At 54.4% G+C, this 22,389-nt stretch carries 19 protein-coding genes and 1 other RNA gene; 11 read left to right on the top strand and 9 right to left on the bottom strand.

Going from position 1 to position 22,389, the window contains the following annotated elements:
* The first annotated feature begins 38 nt into the window (after positions 1-38).
* The 8 genes from NXT09_RS05960 to NXT09_RS05925 all read left to right on the top strand — a co-directional run bounded on the left by NXT09_RS05960 (position 39) and on the right by NXT09_RS05925 (position 7,077).
* Positions 39-380: a cupin domain-containing protein gene (locus tag NXT09_RS05960; RefSeq protein WP_095699847.1), complete on the top strand. Its 342-nt coding sequence runs from the start codon at positions 39-41 to the stop codon at positions 378-380.
* Positions 381-440: 60 nt separating this feature from the next.
* Complete coding sequence (locus NXT09_RS05955; RefSeq protein WP_095699846.1) at positions 441-1,205, top strand: class I SAM-dependent methyltransferase; 765 nt, start codon at positions 441-443, stop codon at positions 1,203-1,205.
* 136 nt (positions 1,206-1,341) lie between these two features.
* Complete coding sequence (gene btuC, locus NXT09_RS05950) at positions 1,342-2,379, top strand: vitamin B12 ABC transporter permease BtuC (RefSeq protein ID WP_268579133.1); 1,038 nt, start codon at positions 1,342-1,344, stop codon at positions 2,377-2,379.
* A 65-nt stretch (positions 2,380-2,444) separates the two neighbouring features.
* Positions 2,445-2,996 carry a glutathione peroxidase gene (locus NXT09_RS05945; protein WP_268579132.1) on the top strand — a complete coding sequence of 184 codons (552 nt, stop codon included), beginning with the start codon at positions 2,445-2,447 and terminating at the stop codon, positions 2,994-2,996.
* Positions 2,997-3,773, top strand: coding sequence for a vitamin B12 ABC transporter ATP-binding protein BtuD (gene btuD / locus NXT09_RS05940; RefSeq protein ID WP_268579131.1), 777 nt, complete (start codon positions 2,997-2,999; stop codon positions 3,771-3,773). It abuts the gene before it with no gap.
* Positions 3,774-3,916: 143 nt separating this feature from the next.
* The gene (locus tag NXT09_RS05935) at positions 3,917-4,393 is read left to right on the top strand and encodes a C40 family peptidase (protein ID WP_207783042.1); all 477 of its coding nucleotides are present in this window, start codon (positions 3,917-3,919) and stop codon (positions 4,391-4,393) included.
* Between the two features lie 39 nt (positions 4,394-4,432).
* Complete coding sequence (lplA, locus tag NXT09_RS05930) at positions 4,433-5,449, top strand: lipoate--protein ligase (RefSeq protein ID WP_268579130.1); 1,017 nt, start codon at positions 4,433-4,435, stop codon at positions 5,447-5,449.
* A gap of 176 nt (positions 5,450-5,625) precedes the next feature.
* A complete protein-coding gene (locus NXT09_RS05925) occupies positions 5,626-7,077 on the top strand; it encodes a protein adenylyltransferase SelO (RefSeq protein WP_268579129.1) in 1,452 nt (483 codons plus the stop codon).
* A gap of 20 nt (positions 7,078-7,097) precedes the next feature.
* Here the strand turns inward: NXT09_RS05925 and NXT09_RS05920 are convergent, their stop codons facing one another.
* The 6 genes from NXT09_RS05920 to ppsR all read right to left on the bottom strand — a co-directional run bounded on the left by NXT09_RS05920 (position 7,098) and on the right by ppsR (position 13,056).
* Complete coding sequence (locus NXT09_RS05920) at positions 7,098-7,895, bottom strand: heme ABC transporter ATP-binding protein (RefSeq protein ID WP_268579128.1); 798 nt, start codon at positions 7,893-7,895, stop codon at positions 7,098-7,100.
* Positions 7,888-8,892 (bottom strand): FecCD family ABC transporter permease, encoded by a 1,005-nt coding sequence (locus tag NXT09_RS05915; protein WP_268579127.1) that lies wholly within the window; start codon positions 8,890-8,892, stop codon positions 7,888-7,890. Before NXT09_RS05915 ends, NXT09_RS05920 begins: the two co-directional genes overlap by 8 nt.
* Complete coding sequence (locus NXT09_RS05910; protein WP_268579126.1) at positions 8,889-9,707, bottom strand: heme/hemin ABC transporter substrate-binding protein; 819 nt, start codon at positions 9,705-9,707, stop codon at positions 8,889-8,891. Before NXT09_RS05910 ends, NXT09_RS05915 begins: the two co-directional genes overlap by 4 nt.
* Entirely contained in the window at positions 9,704-10,753 is a 1,050-nt protein-coding gene (locus NXT09_RS05905) for a hemin-degrading factor (protein WP_268579125.1), read from the bottom strand. Before NXT09_RS05905 ends, NXT09_RS05910 begins: the two co-directional genes overlap by 4 nt.
* A 231-nt stretch (positions 10,754-10,984) precedes the next feature.
* Positions 10,985-12,031 (bottom strand): 3-deoxy-7-phosphoheptulonate synthase, encoded by a 1,047-nt coding sequence (locus NXT09_RS05900; protein WP_268579124.1) that lies wholly within the window; start codon positions 12,029-12,031, stop codon positions 10,985-10,987.
* 203 nt (positions 12,032-12,234) lie between these two features.
* Positions 12,235-13,056, bottom strand: a complete 822-nt coding sequence (ppsR, locus tag NXT09_RS05895; protein ID WP_010276338.1) for a posphoenolpyruvate synthetase regulatory kinase/phosphorylase PpsR — start codon at positions 13,054-13,056, stop codon at positions 12,235-12,237.
* Positions 13,057-13,356: 300 nt separating this feature from the next.
* On the opposite strand from ppsR, the gene ppsA reads away from it, so the two are divergent.
* Complete coding sequence (gene ppsA / locus NXT09_RS05890; RefSeq protein WP_268579123.1) at positions 13,357-15,735, top strand: phosphoenolpyruvate synthase; 2,379 nt, start codon at positions 13,357-13,359, stop codon at positions 15,733-15,735.
* A 172-nt stretch (positions 15,736-15,907) separates the two neighbouring features.
* On the opposite strand, the gene apbE is transcribed toward ppsA, so the two are convergent.
* From apbE to ydiK, 3 genes are all read right to left on the bottom strand, one after another.
* Positions 15,908-16,954 (bottom strand): FAD:protein FMN transferase ApbE, encoded by a 1,047-nt coding sequence (apbE, locus tag NXT09_RS05885; protein WP_268579122.1) that lies wholly within the window; start codon positions 16,952-16,954, stop codon positions 15,908-15,910.
* A 91-nt stretch (positions 16,955-17,045) separates the two neighbouring features.
* An RNA gene (gene rprA / locus NXT09_RS05880) (antisense sRNA RprA) lies at positions 17,046-17,157 on the bottom strand.
* 324 nt (positions 17,158-17,481) lie between these two features.
* Positions 17,482-18,591, bottom strand: a complete 1,110-nt coding sequence (gene ydiK, locus NXT09_RS05875; protein ID WP_205554478.1) for an AI-2E family transporter YdiK — start codon at positions 18,589-18,591, stop codon at positions 17,482-17,484.
* A 295-nt stretch (positions 18,592-18,886) separates the two neighbouring features.
* On the opposite strand from ydiK, the gene ydiJ reads away from it, so the two are divergent.
* Both ydiJ and menI read left to right on the top strand, forming a co-directional pair.
* Complete coding sequence (gene ydiJ, locus NXT09_RS05870) at positions 18,887-21,940, top strand: D-2-hydroxyglutarate dehydrogenase YdiJ (RefSeq protein WP_268579121.1); 3,054 nt, start codon at positions 18,887-18,889, stop codon at positions 21,938-21,940.
* The gene (menI, locus tag NXT09_RS05865) at positions 21,940-22,356 is read left to right on the top strand and encodes a 1,4-dihydroxy-2-naphthoyl-CoA hydrolase (RefSeq protein WP_268579120.1); all 417 of its coding nucleotides are present in this window, start codon (positions 21,940-21,942) and stop codon (positions 22,354-22,356) included. Before ydiJ ends, menI begins: the two co-directional genes overlap by 1 nt.
* Positions 22,357-22,389 lie beyond the last annotated feature (33 nt).

Raw genomic sequence — 22,389 nt, 5'->3', positions numbered from 1 at the left:
ATCACGGCGCGCTGAATCGAGAATAGCGGAGAGTTTCCATGAAAGAAAATACCCTTCCGGCGGCACAGGCGTTGGTTCTCCATGAATTGATTACCCCAACCGAACACGGTATCGCCAGTCGCGTGTTGGCTCGTACCGACGGCGGCAATGTCACGCTGTTTGCCTTCGATCAGGGGCAGGGGCTGAGCGAACACAGCGCCCCTTATGATGCACTGGTTATGGTACTTGAAGGTGAATTATTGCTGACGATCGGTGGCGAACCCGTTGTCGCGCAGCCCGGTACGCTAGTGCGTATGCCAGCCAATGTTCCGCATGCTGTTGATGCGCAGCAGTCGTCACGTATGTTGCTGACGATGTTGAAGACGCTGAAAACCAACTAAGCGCCACCACAGTAGGCGCTAAACGGCTACCGCGATAACACCGAATTAAGGAGTGACAGTATGAGCGATCATGAAGCAGGACATAAATTTTTAGCCCGATTGGGGAAAAAGCGTCTGCGCCCCGGCGGCAGAAAGGCAACTGAATGGCTGCTCAGTCAGGCTGGGTTCCAACAGGACAGCGTCGTGCTGGAAGTCGCCTGCAATATGGGCACCACGGCGATGGAGATTGCGCGTCGTTTTGGCTGTCAGGTTATCGGCGCGGATATGGATAAAGTGGCGCTACAGAAGGCGCAGGAGAATGTTGCAGCGAACGGCTTGGCATCGCAGGTCACGATTATGCAGGCAAATGCGCTGGAACTGCCGTTTCCCGATAATCACTTCGACGTGGTGATTAATGAAGCCATGCTGACGATGTATGCCGACAAGGCCAAGAGCCGCATTATTGCCGAATATTATCGCGTGCTGAAACCGGGTGGTCGCTTGATTACCCATGACATCATGCTGCTTTCCGAGAAGGATACCGGAGCCTTGCAGGCGGTGGAACAGATGCATAAAGCGATCAACGTGCATGCTCAGCCGATGCTGCGTGAGCGCTGGGTGACGCTGTTTCAGGAGTGTGGTTTTAGCAAGGTCAGCTACGATAATGGCGCAATGACGCTGCTGACGCCACAAGGGCTGATTTATGATGAAGGCGTAGCGGGTGCGGCGCGCATCGTAAAAAATGCGCTTAAGAAAGAGAATCGGGACATGTTCTTCAACATGTTTCATACTTTCCGCCGCAATCGAAACCAGCTTAACTATATTGCGGTATGCAGTACCAAGTAGTGGCCGCATTCATTTTGATTGCGTCGCGGTAACAAGGAAAAAGCGTGTAAGGCAGGCGAAATCGTTTAACATACGTGACAATACGTTATCTTAACTGCGCTTTTTTATTGCGCTGGATTCCTTGTTACGGTGAACAATGCAGCCATTATCGCCGGGTGATATCCCGCTAAAGCACGCGACGCAGTTACCGCATTACAGCCAGCTAAAACAACAGCAGTGCAGACGCGATCGTCGGAGTCTGGCACTGCTGTTGGCGTTTCTCGCACTCACGCTGCTCGTCAGCCTGTGCGCGGGGGAACGCTGGATTTGGCCGACGGCCTGGCTGGATGACGCTCAGCAGCTCTTTGTCTGGCAGCTGCGTTTGCCCAGAACGCTGGCCGTGATGCTGGTGGGTGCCAGTCTGGCGATGTCAGGCACCGTGATGCAGGCCGTTTTTGATAATCCGCTGGCGGAACCGGGGCTGCTGGGCGTCGCCAACGGCGCAGGCGTGGCCTTAGTGCTGACGGTACTGCTGGGGCAGGGATTGCTGCCTGTCTGGATGTTAAGCTTGAGCGCCATTGCTGGCGCGCTGCTGATTACCTTTCTGTTACTCCATTTTGCCCGTCGTCATATTTCCAATACCCGTTTATTACTCATCGGCATTGTGCTCGGGATTATCTGTAGCGCGGTGATGACCTGGGCCGTCTATTTCAGTACCAGCCTCGATTTACGCCAACTGATGTACTGGATGATGGGCGGTTTCAGCGGCATTGACTGGCGACACGGCTGGCTGATGTTGACGCTTTTGCCGCTGCTGCTGTGGCTGAGTCGTCAGGGTGCGGTACTGAACGGGTTGACGCTCGGTGAGATTCAGGCGCGTCAATTGGGCATTCCTGTCTATCGCTGGCGCACGATTCTCGTGCTGGTTATGGGCGTACAGGTCGGGCTGAGCGTGGCGTTGGCCGGCATCATCGCGTTTATTGGCTTGGTGATCCCACACATGTTGCGGCTGTGCGGACTGACCGATCAACGCTATTTACTGACTGGATGTGCGCTGGCCGGCAGCGGCGTTCTGCTGCTGGCGGATACGGTCGCGCGCGTTGCGCTAAGTTCAGCCGAGTTGCCGATAGGCGTGGTTACCGCTACGCTGGGATCGCCATGGTTTATCTGGCTACTATTACGCAATCGACTGTAGCGATATGTCTTGTTCTATCCACTTTTGTTTATCAACTCTGTTTTATCACTGAAGGGAGCAAAACGATGAGCACTGAAATCCATGCTATTCCGCTGACCACCATTGATGGGAAAGCAACAACGTTTGAAGCGTTTAAAGGGCAGGTGGCTTTAGTCGTCAACGTCGCCTCTCAATGCGGCCTGACTAAACAATACGACGCGCTGGAAAAACTCTACGAAACCTATCGCGACAAAGGTCTGGTCGTGCTGGGATTCCCCTCCAATGAATTTGCAGGACAGGAACCGGGCTCGGAAGAAGAGATTCAGGAATTCTGCCGTGGGACGTTTGGCGTTCAGTTCCCGATGTTCAGCAAAATTGAAGTCAATGGCGAGAACCGTCATCCGCTGTACCAAGTGTTGATTTGCGAGCAGCCGGAAGCCAACGGGACCTGGAAAAGTGACTTTTTTGCCCGTTTGGTCAATAAAGGCCGTAAGCCTAAAAACCCGGAAGACATTCTGTGGAATTTCGAAAAATTCCTGGTGGATCGCGAAGGACGCGTGATTGATCGTTTTGCGCCGGATATGGCACCTGACCATGACACCATCGTGAAAGCGATCGAAGACGCGCTGGCAAAATAAGTGACGCAGCAGACTTCACCGGTATTACAGTTGCGGCAGGCTGGTGCCTCGCCGCGTTTGTCGCCGACGAGCGCGGAGTGTCGTCGCGGTGAGCTGCTGCACATCATCGGCCCGAACGGGGCCGGAAAGAGCACGTTGCTGGCAAGAGCCGCGGGTTTGCTGGCGGGAGAAGGCGAGGTCTATCTGGCCGGCACGCCGCTGTCGCAGTATACGGCAGCGGATTTAGCCGTACGGCGAGCCTATCTGGCACAGCAGCAACCGCCGCTGGCGCTGATGCCGGTATTCCAGTACTGGCAACGGCATCAACCGCCGCTGGCTCAGGAAGATGCGGTTGAAAAGGTGGTGCATTTTCTGGCGGAACGTCTGATGTTAACCGATAAGCTGGCGCGCCCGCTCACGCAGCTGTCGGGAGGCGAGTGGCAGCGCGTTCGGCTGGTGGCGGCGCTATTGCAGATTTGGCCGACCCTCAATCCGCACGCGCGTCTGTTGCTGCTGGATGAACCGACCAATAGCCTCGATGTGGCTCAGCAGGTGGCACTGGATGCGTTACTGAGTGAGCTCTGTCGTTTGGGTATCGCGGTCGTGGTTTGTGCACACGATCTGAACCACAGCGCCCATCATGCGGATCGCGTGTGGCTGCTGTCGGCAGGGGCGTTGGTGGCGCAGGGCGAAACGGCGGAGGTCATGCTGCCGGAGGTGCTGTCTCCTGTGTTCGGTGTCGCGTTTCAGCGGCACGTGGTCGATGGCAGAAACTGGATCATCACGCGCAGCGCCTAGCGCTGCCAGAAAATGGCGTCGTCAGAAAATAGGAAAAATCGCCTTTACTTGCCAGTTACCCCGATTAAACGCTAAATTAATCCAATACCTAGCATTTTCAAACGCTAGAGGTCTATGGCCTCGGCGGTTTTATGGTAATCGCGATGATACGTTTACGACATGCTTTGATTCTCGCCAGCCTTATTTTAGTCGGCTGTAGCAGTAGTCGGCATAATAATCCGCCGCCGAATGCGCGTCTGAGCGATTCGATTATGGTGATGGTGCAGCTAAACGATCAACTGGGGCAATGGTATAGAACGCCTTATCGCTATGGCGGGCTGGATCGTAACGGCGTCGATTGTTCCGGCTTTGTCTACCTGACATTTCGCGATAGGTTTGGCATGCAGCTGCCACGCACCACGGAAGCACAAACCGAACTGGGCGAGCGCGTTGACCGCGATAACCTGTTACCGGGCGATTTGGTCTTTTTCAAAACGGGCAGCGGCAGCAGTGGGCTGCACGTCGGCATTTATGACAAAGACGACCAGTTTATTCATGCCTCCACCAGTCAGGGTGTAATCCGCTCGTCGCTGGATAACGTGTATTGGAAACGGGCGTACTGGCAGGCCCGCCGCATCTAATTTCCCCCCTTTTATTATGCTTACAGCACGGAGCTGCTCATGTCCTCTCTGCGTTTATTGATCTCTGACTCTTACGATCCCTGGTTTAATCTGGCCGTTGAGGAGTGCATCTTTCGCCAGATGCCCACCACGCAGCGGGTGCTATTTTTGTGGCGCAATGCGGAAACCGTAGTCATTGGCCGTGCCCAGAACCCGTGGAAAGAGTGCAATACGCGGCGGATGGAAGAGGATGGCATCAAGCTGGCACGACGCAGCAGCGGCGGTGGAGCGGTCTTTCACGATCTCGGGAATACCTGCTTTACCTTCATGGCGGGCAAACCGGAGTACGATAAAAGCGTCTCAACGCAGATTGTGCTGGATGCACTCAGTTCGCTGGGATTAAAGGCCAGTGCCTCGGGGCGTAACGATCTGGTGGTGGAAACCACGGACGGCGTGCGCAAGGTGTCCGGTTCTGCCTACCGTGAAACCAAAGATCGTGGCTTTCATCACGGCACGCTGCTGCTGAACGCCGATCTTAGCCGCTTAGCCGATTATTTGAATCCAGACGTTAAGAAGCTACAGGCAAAAGGGATTACGTCCGTGCGTTCCCGCGTCGCCAATCTGGTGGAATTGCTGCCCTCTGTCGATCACCAGGTCATTAGTCAGGCGGTGACGCAGGCCTTCTTTGATTATTTCGGCGAACAGTGTGAACCAGAAATTATCTCGCCTTCCGCCTACCCGGACCTACCGGGATTCAGTGAACAGTTTGCGCGTCAAAGTAGCTGGGAATGGAATTTCGGTCAGGCACCGGATTTCTCGCATTTACTCGATAACCGCTTTACCTGGGGCGGCGTTGAATTACATTTCGATGTGGAACGCGGCGTGATTGTCCGCGCGCAGATTTATACCGATAGCCTGAACCCTGCACCGTTAGAAGCACTCGCCTCCGCATTACAGAGAACGGCATATCGCCCGGAAAACATGGCAGCCGCCTGTCAGGCACTGATTACGACGTTCCCCGAACAGCAAAACGAGTTACAGGAACTAGCCGATTGGCTGGAGCAGAGCCTGCGTTAAACATCCTGTTTTTCTCAACGAATCGATGACAAGGAAACGTAAGGGAAATAATACCCCTGCGTTTCCTCAGTGTTAATTCGATTGCCATCCCTCTACACTTTCTGTTTACCCATGAGTCGTAGTGTGATGAGCGCGTGGCTCTCTTCACTTGAACAGAGTGGTATTAGGGAGACAGGATGCAGCAAACACCGTTATTCAATAATCACTATTTTCACCAGTTGCCGGGGTTCTACACCGCGCTACAGCCTACGCCGCTGCATGGCGCTCGCCTGCTTTATCACAGTGAGGGATTGGCCGCGGAGCTTGGGCTGTCTTCCGACTGGTTTACGCCAGAACAGGATGCCGTCTGGAGTGGCGAGCGTCTGCTGCCGGGAATGGAGCCGCTGGCGCAGGTTTATAGCGGCCATCAGTTTGGCATGTGGGCTGGTCAACTGGGTGACGGACGCGGCATCCTGCTGGGAGAACAACAGCTGCCGGATGGCCGCAGCATGGATTGGCACCTGAAAGGCGCAGGGCTGACACCGTATTCGCGTATGGGTGACGGTCGCGCGGTGCTGCGCTCGGCGATACGCGAATTTCTGGCCTCGGAAGCCATGCACCATCTGGGTATTCCCACCACGCGGGCGCTGACGATTGTCACCAGCACACACCCGGTGCAGCGTGAGCAGGAAGAGAAGGGCGCCATGCTGCTGCGCGTGGCGGAAAGCCATGTACGCTTCGGCCATTTTGAGCACTTCTACTATCGCCGTGAGCCGGAAAAAGTACGTCAGTTGGCGGAGTATGTGATCGCTCGCCACTGGCCGCAGTGGGAAAACGACGAGCGTCGCTATGAACTGTGGTTCGGCGATGTGGTAGAACGTACCGCTCGACTGATTACGCATTGGCAGGTCGTCGGGTTTGCGCATGGCGTAATGAATACGGACAACATGTCGATTCTGGGACTGACCATCGACTACGGCCCTTATGGCTTTTTAGATGCGTATCAACCCGATTTCATTTGCAATCACTCCGACCATCGCGGGCGCTACGCGTTTGACAATCAGCCCGCCGTGGGGCTGTGGAATCTGCATCGTCTGGCGCAGGCGCTGTCGGGGCTGATGGACACGGAAACGCTGGAGCGCGCGCTTGCCCGCTATGAACCGGCGCTGATGCAGCACTATGGCACGCTGATGCGCGCTAAGCTGGGCCTCTTTACCGCGAGCCCCGAGGATAATGACGTGCTGGTCGGGCTGTTGCGTCTGATGCAGCAGGAAGGCAGCGATTACACCCGCACGTTCCGCCTGCTGGCCGATAGCGAAAAGCAGGCATCGCACTCGCCGCTCCGTGATGAATTCATCGACAGGGCCGCGTTCGATAGCTGGTTTGCGACCTATCGCCAGAGGCTGATGCAGGAAGAACAGGGCGATGAAGAACGTCGTCGGCTGATGAATGCGACGAACCCAAAATATATTCTGCGTAATTATCTGGCGCAAATGGCGATTGAACGGGCGGAAAGCGACGACATTAGTGTGTTGGCGCGTCTGCATCAGACGCTGTGCCAACCGTTTGATGAACAGCCGGAAAAGAACGATTTGGCGGCGTTACCGCCAGAGTGGGGCAAGCATCTGGAGATTTCCTGCTCCAGCTGAACCGGAGCAGGGGGACTTGGCTATTGCCGCAGATAAACCTGCGGAATGGTGTAGTCAGGGTGTGAACCGACGCTGAGATCGGCACGATACCAGTGGGTCAACGTGTCTGCCTGTAATACCTGCGCGGGCGTGCCTTGTGCGACCAGCTTTCCTTCGTGCAACAGCAGAATGCGGTCGGCATACAGCGCCGCCAGATTCAGGTCGTGCAGGACGCAGCATACGGATAACGGCTGTTCACGCGTAAGCTGCTTGAGCAGCCGCAAGAGGTGCTGCTGATGATACAGATCCAGCGCCGATGTGGGTTCATCGAGGAACAACCAACCCGGCGTCGGTTCTGGATGCCACAGCTGCGCCAGCACGCGAGCGAGCTGTACACGCTGCTGTTCCCCGCCAGAAAGCTGGCGATAGTCGCGCGTAGCCAGTTCCAGACAGCCCGTTTGCGCCATGACCTGCTGAATCACATCATCATTTTTCGGGTAGCGACCATGAGGGGAACGCCCCATTGCAACGACATCCCGCACGCTAAACGCAAACGCCATACCGCTATGCTGGCGCATCACCGCACGTGTTTTTGCCAGCGCGCCGGGCTGCCAGTGCGAAAACGGCTGTCCGGCCAACAGGCACTCGCCTTCATCTGGCGTTAAATAACCGGTCAGTAAACGGAGCAGGGTAGATTTCCCTGCGCCGTTAGGACCGATAATCGCGACGATTTCCCCGCTGTGCAATTCCAGAGAAACGTCATCCGTCAGATAACGACCGTTGGTCTGAAAGCGCAAATGGCGTGCGACTAACGTCCGATCGAGAGTTGAGTTAGTCATTGCCCCGTCCTTTATGCTGAACGATCAGCCATAAGAAATACGGCCCGCCAATCAGGCTGCTTAACAGCCCAACGGGCATTTCCGCTGGAACAAGCAGCGTGCGCGCCAGCGTATCAGCAAACAACAGCAGACAGGCACCGCCGAGGATAGAACCGGGAATAAGCCAGCGATGGTCGGCACCCACATGCAAACGCATCAGGTGGGGGATAATGAGCCCGATAAACCCAATCACGCCGCTGACCGCCACGGCGACACCCACTAGCAGTGAACTCAGTAGCAGCAGCGCGTACTTGGTACGCTTTACGTTGATGCCAAGGTAATGCGCCTCTTCATCTCCCAACTGCAACACATTCAGACGGCGCGCGTAGTACAGCGTGGCAAGCATGCCGGGAATCGCCAGTGTGCTGGTAACCAACAGCATTGGCCACTGAGCCTGTCCAAGACTGCCCATGCCCCAAAGCGAGAACTGGCGCAATTGTTGGTCGGTGCTGATGTAGGTTAAGACGCCGATCAGCGCAAGGCACAGCGCATTGAGCGCGATACCTGCCAGCAGTAATCGTGTTAATCCACCCTGTTCGGAGCGGCTGAGGATAAAAATGATCGCGGTAATCGCCAGACTACCCGCGAAAGCGGCAAACATCGGGCTGTAAAGCGCCAGCAGAGGGGGAAGACCGAGCGGCAGAACGATAGTGAGTGCCACGCAGAGCGCTGCGCCGCTGCTGATGCCAAGCAGGCTGGGATCGGCCAGTGGATTGCGAAACAGTCCTTGCATAATCGTGCCTGAACAGGCCAGCGCGCCGCCGACGAGGATCGCCAGCAGCACGCGGGGGACGCGGATGTTCAGCCAGATATGCCAGAGCGGATCGTCAAAAGGCGTCTGCCATAGCGTCTTGAGCGACAACGTCAACGCGCCCATGTTGGCAGCACCCACCATCAGTACCGCCATGAGCAACAACAGCGCGATCAACCAGGTGCGCGGATGAAACCGTGACGTCATTTGATCGCTTCGGCTGTCTGACGCAGCGTTGCCATCAACGCTGGCGTTTCGAGCGTAAAGCCCAGCATTGCCATATCATCGACGACCAGCAGACGCTTGTTTTTACCCGCCGGTGTTAGTTCCAGACCGGGTAATTTCCAGACTTGCGCTTCGCCGCCCAGTGTCTTCAGTCCTTGACTGGAGATCAGAATCAGATCTGGCGCGCTGGCAATGACGCCTTCCTGCGATAGTTGCTGGTAACGTTCAACATTCTGCATGGCATTCTGTAACCCTGCGTGGCGAATGATCGTGTCTGGCGGCGTATTTTTGCCTGCGCCCATCGCACTCATACCGCCATGGTTGAGAATAAACAGCGTCTTGACAGGCAATGGTGCGGTTTTGACCGCCGCCAACTGCTGCTGATAGGTTTCCGTCAGCTTTTTACCTTCTGTGTCTTTACCCAACGCCTGTGCGATGGCGCTAATTTTCTGCGGAACTGCATCCAGCGCTGGCTGAGCGGAAACGTGGACCACTTTGGTGCCGCTCTCCGCAACCTGCTGTAAGACGAGAGAAGGCTGAGACAAATCGCTGGCAAGGACCAGAGACGGTTTCATCGCCAGAATGCCTTCGGCATTGAGGTGGCGCATGTAACCCACGTCAGGCAGTTTCTTCACGGATTCTGGGTGCAGGCTGGTGCTATCACGCGCAACCAGATCTTTCTCTGCGCCCAGTGCATAGATGATTTCCGTGACGTCGCCGCCGATAGAAACGATACGTTCGGCAGCAGACACCCCCAGCGGGAGTGTCAATAGCAGGGGGAATAGCCAGTTTTTCATGCGGCGAGCTCCTTGTACGGTTTCAGGGCATCGATCTGGTCGCGCCACTGCTGTTGTTCCGGCGTGCCTTCGGTACGTTGCCCAAAGAGTTGTGCAATTTGAGAACCGTCTGCGGCATAGAGCTCGAGGCTGGTTACAATGCCGTCGGCCGTCGGTTTACGCGTGATCCAGCTTTCAGCGATCGCGCCTTCGATCAAGTGCAGGGTGAAATCTTTATTAAAGATGTTAATCCACTCTGCATGTTGTTCCATACGCTCTACACGCTCAAGCGTACCGGTAAAGATTTGCACACAGCCACGGTTACCGACAAATACCATGATTTCGTTTTGATCTTCACGCGCGGCAAACAGAATCTGCGACAGCGCGTCGTTGTCTACACGGTAGGCTAAATCGTCAGCGACCGAGTTAAACGCCTGCTGGCGAGTCAGGTTATGGCGCTTGAGCAGAATGAAGAAATCATGCACGTCCGTCATCGCACGCCATTCCGCTTCAAGCTGAGGATTATGGGCAACAACCTGCTCCACTGCCGCGCTGTTCGCTGGACGAAGTGCGAGGGCTGGATTTTCGCTGCTGGTAAATTTCTCAACGAATAGCTGCCAGGCGGCCATGTCCGTGGTGTCGGTCGTGTAGACCTTCAGAATGGCATCACCCTGATGATCGAAAAATTGAATGCTTTGACGCTCACCGCGTGCGGTATTTTCACGCAGCGCAAAGGCGGAAGCCCACTGAGAAAGGAACAAACGCAGATCCAGCCCGCGCGGGTTGAGGATAAGACCGGCATGCCCATCAAGCGTCTGGTTCTGATAGTAACCAGTATGCTCATGCACGGCGTATTCGTTACGTGTGATCGACTTGGTATTACCAACCTGCTCCAGTGCGCTTAACCAAACTTTGGCGTCACCCTGCAGGCGCTGCGCATCGTGTCCGACACGGGCGTGGGTTAGTTCCGCTTCGCTGATGCCGAGTTGCGCAGCCAAATCGCGGGCGTATTTACGCGGATGTTCAATTTTCGCCTGAAGGTATTGTTGGTAAATGGACGTCTGCATCTCGTTCGTTCCCTTAATCGTTGTCGTATTAATTATAGCAATGAATGAGAATCATTTTCATGTAACAAAAAAGCAACCTCAAGTGAAGTTTTCTTAATAAGTGGAATAAGAGGAATAGTAAAAGGTATTTACGTGCTGCGTTAATACGATGAGATGACGAAATAAGCGGCGGGAAAGCAGGAAAACGGCTGGCACCCTACCGAGAAGGTGAGTGTGCCAGCGTATATCGGATTAAAAACGACTGTCAACGGCGTCCGCCAGACGCGCCAGCAGCGTTTCGGTGTCCTGCCAGCTCAGACAAGGATCGGTAATGGATTGCCCATACGTCAATGCCAGAGGGTTGATCGCTGGCTGGTTGCCTTCGATTAAGAAACTTTCCGCCATGATGCCCGCGATGGCACGTGAACCGGCACGAATTTGCTGGCAGATATCATCGGCTACGTCGAGCTGACGGCGATGCTGTTTCTGACAGTTGGCATGACTGAAATCGATCACCAGATGTTCGGGCAACGAGAATTCACGCAGGTGAGCGCAGGCCGCGGCGATATCTTCCGCGTGGTAGTTCGGTTTTTTCCCGCCACGCATAATAATGTGGCCGAACGGGTTGCCCTGCGTTTTGTAGACCGACATGAATCCCTGTTTATCCGGCGAGAGAAACATATGCTGGGCGCGAGCGGCACGAATGGCATCGACGGCGATACGCGTGTTGCCGTCCGTGCCGTTCTTGAAGCCGACAGGGCAGGACAGCGCAGAAGCCATTTCGCGGTGGATCTGGCTTTCGGTGGTCCTTGCACCAATCGCACCCCAGCTAATCAAATCGGAAATATACTGGCCGGTGACCATATCGAGGAATTCTGTCGCGGTCGGCAATCCAAGTTGATTGACGTCCAGCAGCAGGCGGCGCGCAATTTCCAGCCCTTCATTCACCTGAAACGTTCCATTGAGCGCGGGATCGGAAATGAGTCCCTTCCAGCCCACCACCGTGCGCGGTTTTTCAAAATAGGTGCGCATGACGATTTCCAGTCGATCCTGATACTGCGTGCGTAGCGCGGCCAGACGGCGTGCATAATCTAAGGCGCTGTCGGTGTCATGGATCGAACAGGGGCCAATTACGACGAGCAGGCGGGGATCTTGACCAGTTAGAATGGCTTCAATTTTCTGGCGTGACGAGGTGACATTTTCGGCAACGGCAGGGGTAATGGGGAGTCTGGCGAATAACGTTTGAGGCGTAATCAGACTCTCGATGCGCGCGCTCCGCAGTTCATCTGTTTGCAGCATGTTTTATCTCTGAATGCGGTCAAGCCGAAAACCTGCCAGCACCGAAATGTATGGACATAACGGTGTTTTCAGACAGCGTTTTCAGGCTATGTTTCCGACTAAAAGGTTGCTTCGCAGCGGCGAAATGCCGGGAAGTGATGGAGCACACAATAAACGAACTGGCGCACATTACAACCGCATCAGGATAAAAAATCTCTCATGTACTAGTACATTCTTCGACTCATGCCGAGAATGTCGATGATTTTGGCGGAAATTTCCTCAACAGAATAATTGGTGGTATTGAGATATTTAATCTGGTGTTTGCGAAATAGCGCCTCAACCTCACTGAGTTCCATGCGGCACTGGCGCAGCGACGCATAGCGACTGTTGCCCCGGCGCTCTTCCCGAATGGCCGCCAGTCGTTCGGCATCAATGGTGAGCCCGAATAGCTTGTGCTGGAAAGGTTTCAACGCATCGGGCAGGCGTAGGTTATCCATATCATCGGCAATAAAAGGATAGTTGGCGGCGCGAATGCCGAATTGCATCGCCAGATATAGGCTGGTCGGCGTTTTGCCGCAGCGCGACACGCCCAGCAAAATAACCTGTGCCTGATCGAGATTGCGCAGCGAGATGCCGTCATCGTGCGCCAGCGTATAGTCGATCGCGGCGATACGGGCGTCGTATTTGCTTAGATTATTGGCTGTCAAACCGTGAGTGCGGTTGGCAATCGGTGTCGGCGGCGTGTTCAATTCTTCCTGTAAGGGAGCAACCAGCGCCTGTACGATGTCCTGGCAAAATCCTTCGCTGCTGGTAATAATGTTACGCACGGTCGGCGTGACGATGGAATAAAACACCAGCGGACGCACACCGGTTTGCTGATACAACGTATTGATTTGCTCGCACACGGCTTTGGCGCGCGCTTCACTTTCCACGAAAGGTAAGGTATAGCTAACCGTGTTCACAGGGAACTGGGACAGCACCGCATGGCCCAGTACTTCTGCCGTAATGGCCGTACCGTCCGAGACATAAAATACGCTTCTTTCCACATAACCCCCTGTTGATATTTCCGACAACTCGAACACGTTAACCTCGTCAAAAATTGCATTTCAAGAATACTTTTATTAAAACGCCATTTCATTATCTTCATGATAAAGAATACTAATCTTCTACGATATTGGATTTTTACCGCGTTAAGCAATCATTCGCCGTGAAATCAGTTTTTTTTCATAGGTTGATCGATTCACCTGTCCATGTTCATCAAAACGCTATGCTAACCTGATTGCGTTGAGGCGATTCTCAACCGAACTCTTTCATACCCTAATTGTATGCAGAAAGGATTATTTTCGATGTCCAATAACGGCCCTGATTTGCGTAATGTCCTTTGGTATAACCAGCTCGGTATGCACGACGTTGAAAGGGTGGGAGGCAAAAATGCCTCTCTGGGTGAAATGATCACCAACCTTTCAGAATTGGGCGTAGCCGTTCCCAACGGCTTTGCGACAACGGCGCAGGCGTTTAATGATTTTCTTAATCAAAGCGGGATTAACCAGCGCATTTATGAGCTGCTCGATCGCACCGACATTGACGATCTGAGTCAACTGGCGAGCGCCGGTACGCAGATCCGCCAGTGGATTATTGACACGCCATTCCAGCCGGAGCTGGAGAAGGCAATCAGTGACGCCTACCAGAAACTGGCCGACGGTGAGAAAGACGCCTCGTTTGCCGTGCGTTCTTCCGCTACGGCAGAAGATATGCCGGATGCATCCTTTGCCGGTCAGCAGGAAACCTTCCTGAACGTGCAGGGCATTGATGCGGTGATGGTGGCCGTGAAGCACGTATTTGCATCGCTGTTTAACGATCGTGCGATCTCCTATCGTGTGCATCAGGGGTATGACCACCGTGGCGTGGCGCTGTCGGCAGGCGTGCAGCGCATGGTGCGGTCCGATCTGGCCTCTGCGGGCGTGATGTTTACCATTGATACCGAATCCGGTTTTGATCAGGTGGTGTTCATTACGTCAGCTTACGGCTTGGGTGAAATGGTGGTGCAGGGGGCGGTGAACCCGGATGAGTTCTATGTTCACAAGCCAACGTTGCAGAACAACAAACCTGCGATTGTGCGCCGTAATATGGGATCGAAAAAAATCCGTATGGTGTATGCCGCGAGCCAGGAACATGGCAAGCAGGTGCGGATTGAAGATGTGCCGACAGAACAAACGACGCGTTTCAGCCTGACGGATGATGAAGTGCAGGCGCTGGCGCGTCAGGCACTGCTGATTGAAAAACACTACGGTCGTCCGATGGACATCGAATGGGCGAAAGATGGTCATACCGGCAAGCTCTATATTGTGCAGGCGCGCCCGGAAACGGTTCGTTCCAACGGTCAGGTGATGGAGCGCTACCACCTGCCAGCCAGCGGTACGGTACTGGTGGAAGGCCGTGCGATCGGGCACCGCATCGGTGCGGGTGAAGTGAAAGTGATTCAGGACATCAGCGAGATGCACCTGATCAACGCAGGCGATGTGCTGGTGACCGACATGACCGACCCAGACTGGGAACCGATCATGAAGAAAGCGGCGGCGATTGTCACCAATCGCGGTGGACGTACCTGTCACGCGGCGATTATCGCGCGCGAGCTGGGCATTCCGGCCGTTGTGGGCTGCGGCGATGCAACCGAGCGTTTGCGCAAAGGGCAGAAAGTGACCGTTTCCTGTGCGGAAGGCGACACGGGCTATGTGTATCAGGATCTGCTGGACTTCTCCGTGAAGAGTTCACAGATTGATGAAATGCCAGCACTGCCGCTGAAAATCATGATGAACGTAGGTAACCCTGATCGCGCATTTGATTTTGCCTGCCTGCCAAACGATGGCGTCGGTCTGGCGCGTCTGGAATTCATCATCAACCGCATGATTGGCGTGCACCCGCGTGCGTTGCTGGAATTCGACCAGCAAGCCCCTGAGGTGCAACGTGAGATCAAGACACTGATGCAGGGCTTCGACGACCCGGTGGAGTTCTACGTCGGTCGCCTGACGGAAGGAATCGCGACGCTGGCAGCCGCATTCTCGCCTAAACGCGTTATCGTCCGCCTGTCCGATTTTAAATCGAACGAGTACGCCAATCTGGTCGGTGGTGAGCGCTATGAGCCGGAAGAAGAGAACCCGATGCTGGGCTTCCGCGGTGCGGGTCGCTACGTGTCGCCGGATTTCAAAGCCTGTTTTGCGCTGGAATGTGAAGCCGTCAAACGCGTGCGTAACGTGATGGGCTTGAAGAACGTCGAGATCATGATCCCGTTCGTTCGTACCGTGGCACAAGCGGAAGCGGTGGTGGCTGAACTGGCGAATCAAGGTCTGCGCCGTGGCGAGGACGGTCTGAAAATCATCATGATGTGCGAAATTCCGTCCAACGCGCTGTTGGCCGATGAATTCCTGCAACACTTTGATGGCTTCTCTATCGGTTCAAACGACATGACACAGCTGGCGCTAGGTCTGGATCGCGACTCTGGCGTGGTATCGTCGCTGTTTGATGAGCGTAACGATGCGGTGAAGGCGCTGCTGTCGATGGCGATCAAGGCTGCCAAGAAACAGGGCAAATACGTCGGTATTTGCGGTCAGGGCCCATCAGATCACGAAGATTTCGCGCTCTGGCTGATGGAACAGGGCATTGATAGCCTGTCGCTTAACCCGGACACCGTGGTGCAAACCTGGCTGAATCTGGCTGAGCATAAGTAATCAGTACGGTGAATGCTATGACGCTCGGTGACTGCCGGGCGTCATAGCAACCGACGATGTCAGATTTTAGGGGAAACACGGAGATGAGGTTCCCGCAGGGATGCCTCACTTCGTGGTCGCCTCATGTATCTCGATCTCATCTCGATGGGGTTGCTGTTGGCCTTTTCGTTTCTTACGGTGCTGCAATCAGGAAGGATTTAAACTGTGGCGTCATTACCGCGCTAAAGCCCTTATCCGTTTTGGTAATCAGATAAACCGCTAGCCCCTGCTGTTCTGCCAGCTTCAACGCCTTCTCCGTCCCCAACACCATCAAACCGGTATCCCAGCCATCCGCTTCCAGCGCAGTTGGCGCAATCACGGTCGCAGAAACCAGCTGATGAGTAATCGGTCTGCCCGTCTCGGGATCGATAACGTGAGAATAGCGCTTGCTGTCCTCTTCAAAATAATTCCGATAACTGCCGGAGGTGCTGATCGCATACCCCTGCAAATTCACCGCCGCCTGTGCTGCATTTTCCTGATCGGTGGGTTTCTGAATCGCCACGCGCCACGGCGTACCCTCGGCGTTCACCCCACGGCTGGAAACCGCGCCGCCGACGGAAACCAGATAATTGGTGATCCCTTTGCGCGTCATTAACTGCGCGAGAACGTCTGCGCCGTACCCTTCGCCCAGCGTGGAGAGATCGACATACAAATCCGGGAGATCTTTCTGAATCCATTCCCCTTTTTCGTCACCGATCAGCTTCAGGTGACGCAACCCGACATTTTGCCGAGCTACATCGATCTGCTGCTGGCTGGGGATCCGCGTAGGCTGCTTCTGCGGGCCGAATCCCCAGAGATTAACCAACGGGCCGACGGTGATATCCATCGCGCCGTGCGTGGCTTTACCGATACGCAGCGCGGCCAGAATGATATCCGCCATGCCATTGCTGATGGGCTGGGGATCCGTTCCTCGGTACTGATTAAAACGCGACAGGACTGAATCGTCACGGTAGGTAGAAATATCGTTATTGGCCTGCTCCAGCAGAACATCGATTTCCCGTTGCAGCTGCGTTTTGTCTTCGGTGATGTCGCCGCTAATTTTTACGCTGTAAAACGTCCCCATGGTTTTGCCTTCAATTGTCAGCAAAGGGCGCTGTGTTGTCGGCGTTGGATTATCGCAGGCTGTCAGAAGGCTGAATAAGCCACAGAGTAGCAATCTCTTCGCGGCAAGAGGCATCATGAAAAACTCCTGAAAAACTGAACTGAGGGTAGGCAGACAGGAGAGTAACAAAAAAGGGATGAAGCGTAATTGAATGGAAGACAAATGAAAGGAAAAAAAATGCCCATCTCAGGGGATGGGCAAAGACTACACACAGCAATTCGTTACTAACTCTGACGAGGAGGAAACCTCATTGACAAACAGTAGGTTAATACTAGCTCCGGTATTTATCCTATGGATTATGCCCTATTCAGTCATTAAGAATCATCCTAATAGTTAATTATCTTTTAAGAGTTGGCCCCTCAGAGTTTTTTTATTGTCAATAATATTGATGCATTAGAGAAATGATATCAAAATTTTTAGGACTAATCCCCAAGAACAGAGGGTTAATCATTAGCTATTTTTACCTATTGAAAAAGTAAGGGAATGATAGCGCCGAAAAATAGTGTCAAAGTCATGCACGAAAAAGTGCCGAAGGCGCGATGCTGAGAGAGGGAATGTGTGGGCGGCGTACCGCCCACGGGAAGAGAAAACGGTGACTGTCGGTCTTACTCTTTATCTGGCGTGTTAGACGTATTAACGGAAAGGATGTTTTGCGGCTCGGGGATTTCACGCATCCAGGCAAACAGCAGACGATAGGAAACGGCGAGGACGACCGGGCCAATAAATATCCCTATCATGCCAAATGCCAGCAATCCGCCAATCACGCCAGAAAGAATCAGCAACATAGGAAGATCGGCACCCATTTTGATTAATACCGGGCGGATAACGTTATCGATGGTGCCAACGACGCAGCTCCAGACCAGCAAAATGGTGCCCCAGGTGTTATCGCCCGTCCAATACAGCCAGATAATGGCAGGAATCAATACCGGAAGCGGCCCTAACTGTGCCAGACAACACAGAAACATCAGCACGGTTAATAGCGTGGTGTAAGGAATCCCAGACAGCCCCAGACCAATTCCGCCTAATACCGATTGCACGATGGCCGTTACCACCACGCCCAGCGCGACGGCACGAATTGACTGCGCTGCCAGAATCACTGCGGCATCGCCGCGCTCCTGTCCCAGCCGGATAGCGAAATGTCGCACGGCCTTCGCAACGGCTTCACCCTTGTAATAGAGCAGGGCGCTGAAAATAAGCATCAGGGAACAGTGCATCAGAAAACGCCCAACATGCGCTGCCTGTGCAACCAGCCAGGTTGCGGTTTTACCAAAATAGGGTTGCACCTTGGCGAACAAACCGCTGCCGCCGCTTTGCAACAGTGCCTGCCAGCTGTTGAATAATTTCTCACCGACTAAAGGAATGGACGTCAGCCACTCCAACGTTGGCGGCGAAAAGTTTTCCTGTCTGGCTCCCCAACTCATTAGCGCTGAACTGTTCTCCACCACGCTACTCACAAGAACGGCAATCGGGACAATAAATAGCAGAATTAGCAGCAGCGTCATAACGAGCACGGCCAGAGAACGTCTCCCCCATAATAGCGCCTGAAATTTAATCAGCATCGGCCAGGTGGCAATGACCACCATACATGCCCAGGCGAATCCCAGAATAAAAGGCTGTACCACCCAAAAACAGGCAATAATCATGATGGTAATAAACACCAGACTGAACAGGATTCTGGCCAGATCAAATCGTGGTGGCTGGGAATATTTGCTCAATGAATCATTCCTCAATAGCAAAAGAAAGGGCTTAGGCGAGGTCGCTTGGGTGAAACCATGTAGTCATCCGTCATCATGAGATATTTCCGAGGGTTTTGACAGCCTGTTGAACATTTTGTTGGTGAAACAGCCATTAGCCAACACGCTGTATGTTTTTGCCGATCCGGGAGCGCACACGATTGCGAAATGTGATAAAACGTGATGTCCCCGATGACAGAGCGGCTATATCCGGCTCTTCACAGGCATATCACGACATATTGGCAAACACATCATGTACGGACAGGGTCAAAAAATAATGATCCCACAGATCACGCAATCTCCCGGGCTGGTCCAGCCGGTGCTTAATTTTCTGGAAGCATTGAAGAAAAATGGATTCACGGGCGATACGGCGACGAATTACGCTGATCGTCTGACGATGGCAACGGATAACAGCATCTATCAACTTTTACCGGATGCGGTGGTTTTCCCCCGCTCAACCGCCGATGTCGCGATTCTCTCGCGGCTGGCGGGCGAGGCGCGTTTTTCAGGGCTGACCTTTACTCCACGCGGTGGCGGGACAGGAACGAACGGGCAGGCGCTGAATCGCGGCATCGTGGTCGATATGTCGCGTTATATGAACCGCATTCTGGAGATTAATCCTGAGCAAGGCTGGGTGCGCGTCGAAGCTGGCGTCATTAAAGATCAGCTTAACCAATACCTGAAGCCTTATGGTTACTTCTTTGCCCCCGAGCTCTCGACCAGTAACCGGGCGACGCTGGGCGGCATGATCAATACCGATGCATCAGGGCAGGGTTCGCTGGTGTACGGTAAAACCTCAGACCATGTGCTGGGGCTACGTGTGGTCCTGCTGGGCGGCGAAATGCTGGATACGCAGGCTATGCCGGTAGAGCTGGCAGAGAAACTGGCGTTAGAAGATTCCGCCATCGGCCGTATTTACCATACGGTGCTGCACCGCTGTCGCGAACAGCGTGCGTTGATTATCGACAAATTCCCTAAGCTGAATCGTTTTCTGACGGGTTATGACCTGCGTCATGTGTTCAGCGACGATCTCCAGACCTTTGACCTGACGCGTATTCTGACCGGCGCTGAAGGCACGCTGGCGTTTATCACCGAAGCGAAGCTCGATATCACGCCGCTGCCGAAGAGCCGCCGTCTGGTCAATATCAAATACGACTCCTTCAACTCCGCGTTGCGCAATGCGCCGTTCATGGTGGAAGCGAAGGCGTTGTCCGTTGAAACCGTGGATTCCAAAGTCTTAAACCTTGCCCGCGAAGATATCGTTTGGCATTCCGTTAGCGAACTGATTACCGATGTGCCTAATCAGGAAATGCTCGGTCTGAATATCGTTGAGTTTGCGGGTGATGATGAAGCACTAATTAACGGGCAGGTCGACGCGCTCTGTCAGCGGCTGGATACGCTGCTGGCAAACGGAGAAGGTGGGGTGATTGGTTACCAAACCTGTAACGACCTGGCCGGCATCGAGCGTATTTATGCCATGCGGAAAAAAGCCGTCGGGCTGCTGGGTAACAGCAAAGGGCAAGCGAAGCCGATTCCGTTCGCGGAAGATACCTGCGTGCCGCCACAGCATCTGGCCGATTACATCGAAGAATTCCGTGCGCTGCTGGACAGCCATAATCTGACGTATGGCATGTTCGGCCACGTCGATGCCGGAGTGCTACACGTTCGTCCGGCGCTGGATATGTGCGACCCGCAACAGGAAATGCTGATGAAACAGCTTTCCGACCAGATTGTTGCGCTGACGGCTAAATATGGTGGCCTGCTGTGGGGAGAGCACGGTAAAGGCTTCCGCGCCGAATACAGCCCTGAATTCTTTGGACCGGAGCTGTATGCCGAGCTGCGCCGTATCAAGGCCGCGTTCGATCCTGATAACCGACTTAATCCCGGGAAGATTTGTGCGCCGCTGGACGTGGATGCGCCGATGATGAAAGTCGATGCGGTCAAGCGCGGCACGTTCGACCGCACGATCCCGCTGACGGTGCGCACGGCGTTTCGTGGCGCGATGGAATGTAACGGCAATGGGCTGTGCTTTAACTTTGATGCCCGTAGCCCAATGTGCCCGTCGATGAAAATCAGCGGCAACCGTATTCATTCACCGAAAGGCCGGGCGACGCTGGTGCGTGAATGGTTACGCCTGCTGGCGGAGCAGGGCGTCGATCCCGTAGCGCTGGAAAAAGCGTTGCCGCAGCAAAAGCTGAGCCTGCGCGCCTTTATCCAGAAGACCCGCAATACCTGGCAGGCGAAGCAAGGGGATTACGATTTCTCGCACGAAGTCAAAGACGCGATGTCAGGCTGTCTGGCGTGTAAAGCCTGCTCAACGCAGTGCCCTATCAAGATTGACGTGCCCGGTTTCCGCTCTCGCTTCCTGCAACTTTATCACACGCGCTATCTGCGTCCGGTGCGTGACTATTTGGTCGCCGGTGTCGAAAGTTATGCGCCGCTGATGGCGCGCAGCCCGAAGACGTTTAACTTCTTCCTGAAAATGCCGCTGCTGAATAACCTGAGCCGCAGCCAGATCGGCATGGTCGATTTGCCTCTGCTGTCATCGCCGTCGCTGCGCCAGCAGTTTGCCGGACACAGTGGCGTCAACACCACACTTGAACAACTGGAACAGTTGCCGGAAGCGGCGCGCCAGCAGTACGTGCTCATCGTGCAGGATCCGTTTACCAGCTATTACGATGCGCAGGTGGTGGCCGATTTCGTCCATCTGATCGAAAAGCTGAAGCTGAAACCGGTGCTGTTGCCGTTCTCGCCGAACGGGAAGGCGCAACACATTAAAGGCTTCCTGCAACGCTTTGCCAAAACGGCCTCGAAGACGGCAGATTTCCTGAACCGCGTCGCTAAATTAGGGATGCCTATGGTGGGCGTCGATCCGGCGCTGGTGTTGTGTTATCGCGACGAATACCGTGAGATTTTGGGCGATAAGCGTGGCGATTTTCAGGTGCAGCTGGTGCATGAATGGCTAGTGACGGCATTGGCAGATAGCACGCCGCAGCCTGCCACTGGCGAATCCTGGTATTTGCTGGGGCACTGTACGGAAACGACGGCGCTGCCGATCAGCACCAAACAGTGGTCCGACATTTTCTCGCGCTTTGGTGCCAAACTGGAGAATGTCAGCGTCGGATGTTGCGGCATGGCGGGAACCTACGGGCATGAAACCAAGAACCTTGCCAACTCGCAGGGAATCTATGCGCTGTCGTGGCAGCAGGTGTTGCAGAAGTTACCGCAGAAACGCTGCCTGACTACCGGCTATTCGTGTCGCAGTCAGGTGAAACGCATGGAAGGCAGCGCATTGCGGCATCCGCTACAGGCCTTGCTGGAGATTATCTGATGCTATGGAAACGACAGGTTACGCTTGAGCAGCTTAATGAACCGAACCAAACGTGTATGGTGGGTCATGTCGGTATCCGCTATACCCATATCGCGGAGGATTCTCTGGAAGCGGTGATGCCGGTAGATTCTCGCACGCGTCAGCCGTTTGGCTTATTGCACGGCGGTGCATCTGTTGTGCTGGCGGAATCGCTGGGTTCCGTCGCGGGTTATCTGTGTTCTGAAGGCGATCAGCAGGTGGTGGGGCTTGAAATTAATGCCAACCATCTGCGAGCCGTGCGTGAAGGGGAAGTGCGTGGCGTGTGTCGTGCGCTTCACGTTGGCCGCCGTAGTCAGGTGTGGCAGATTGAGATTTTTGATGACCAAAATCGCCTGTGCTGCATTTCACGTCTGACGACGTCGGTCATTACGCCGTAAACATGAAGCACGAAACCAGATTGCTGGCCGGTC

The organism is Pectobacterium jejuense (assembly GCF_026800125.1).
Taxonomy (GTDB): Bacteria; Pseudomonadota; Gammaproteobacteria; order Enterobacterales; family Enterobacteriaceae; genus Pectobacterium; species Pectobacterium jejuense.
This window is presented reverse-complemented; position numbering and strand designations above follow the sequence as displayed.

Excerpts from the sequence above, each read along its gene's own strand:
- btuC (WP_268579133.1), top strand. The coding sequence starts at position 1,342 with ATGCAGCCATTATCGCCGGGTGATATCCCGCTAAAGCACGCGACGCAG.
- NXT09_RS05935 (WP_207783042.1), top strand. The coding sequence starts at position 3,917 with ATGATACGTTTACGACATGCTTTGATTCTCGCCAGCCTTATTTTAGTC.
- lplA (WP_268579130.1), top strand. The coding sequence starts at position 4,433 with ATGTCCTCTCTGCGTTTATTGATCTCTGACTCTTACGATCCCTGGTTT.
- apbE (WP_268579122.1), bottom strand. The coding sequence starts at position 16,954 with ATGATGCCTCTTGCCGCGAAGAGATTGCTACTCTGTGGCTTATTCAGC.
- menI (WP_268579120.1), top strand. The coding sequence starts at position 21,940 with ATGCTATGGAAACGACAGGTTACGCTTGAGCAGCTTAATGAACCGAAC.
- NXT09_RS05960 (WP_095699847.1), top strand. The coding sequence starts at position 39 with ATGAAAGAAAATACCCTTCCGGCGGCACAGGCGTTGGTTCTCCATGAA.
- NXT09_RS05925 (WP_268579129.1), top strand. The coding sequence starts at position 5,626 with ATGCAGCAAACACCGTTATTCAATAATCACTATTTTCACCAGTTGCCG.
- NXT09_RS05915 (WP_268579127.1), bottom strand. The coding sequence starts at position 8,892 with ATGACGTCACGGTTTCATCCGCGCACCTGGTTGATCGCGCTGTTGTTG.
- NXT09_RS05900 (WP_268579124.1), bottom strand. The coding sequence starts at position 12,031 with ATGCTGCAAACAGATGAACTGCGGAGCGCGCGCATCGAGAGTCTGATT.
- NXT09_RS05910 (WP_268579126.1), bottom strand. The coding sequence starts at position 9,707 with ATGAAAAACTGGCTATTCCCCCTGCTATTGACACTCCCGCTGGGGGTG.
- NXT09_RS05920 (WP_268579128.1), bottom strand. The coding sequence starts at position 7,895 with ATGACTAACTCAACTCTCGATCGGACGTTAGTCGCACGCCATTTGCGC.
- ydiJ (WP_268579121.1), top strand. The coding sequence starts at position 18,887 with ATGATCCCACAGATCACGCAATCTCCCGGGCTGGTCCAGCCGGTGCTT.
- NXT09_RS05945 (WP_268579132.1), top strand. The coding sequence starts at position 2,445 with ATGAGCACTGAAATCCATGCTATTCCGCTGACCACCATTGATGGGAAA.
- NXT09_RS05955 (WP_095699846.1), top strand. The coding sequence starts at position 441 with ATGAGCGATCATGAAGCAGGACATAAATTTTTAGCCCGATTGGGGAAA.
- ppsA (WP_268579123.1), top strand. The coding sequence starts at position 13,357 with ATGTCCAATAACGGCCCTGATTTGCGTAATGTCCTTTGGTATAACCAG.
- NXT09_RS05905 (WP_268579125.1), bottom strand. The coding sequence starts at position 10,753 with ATGCAGACGTCCATTTACCAACAATACCTTCAGGCGAAAATTGAACAT.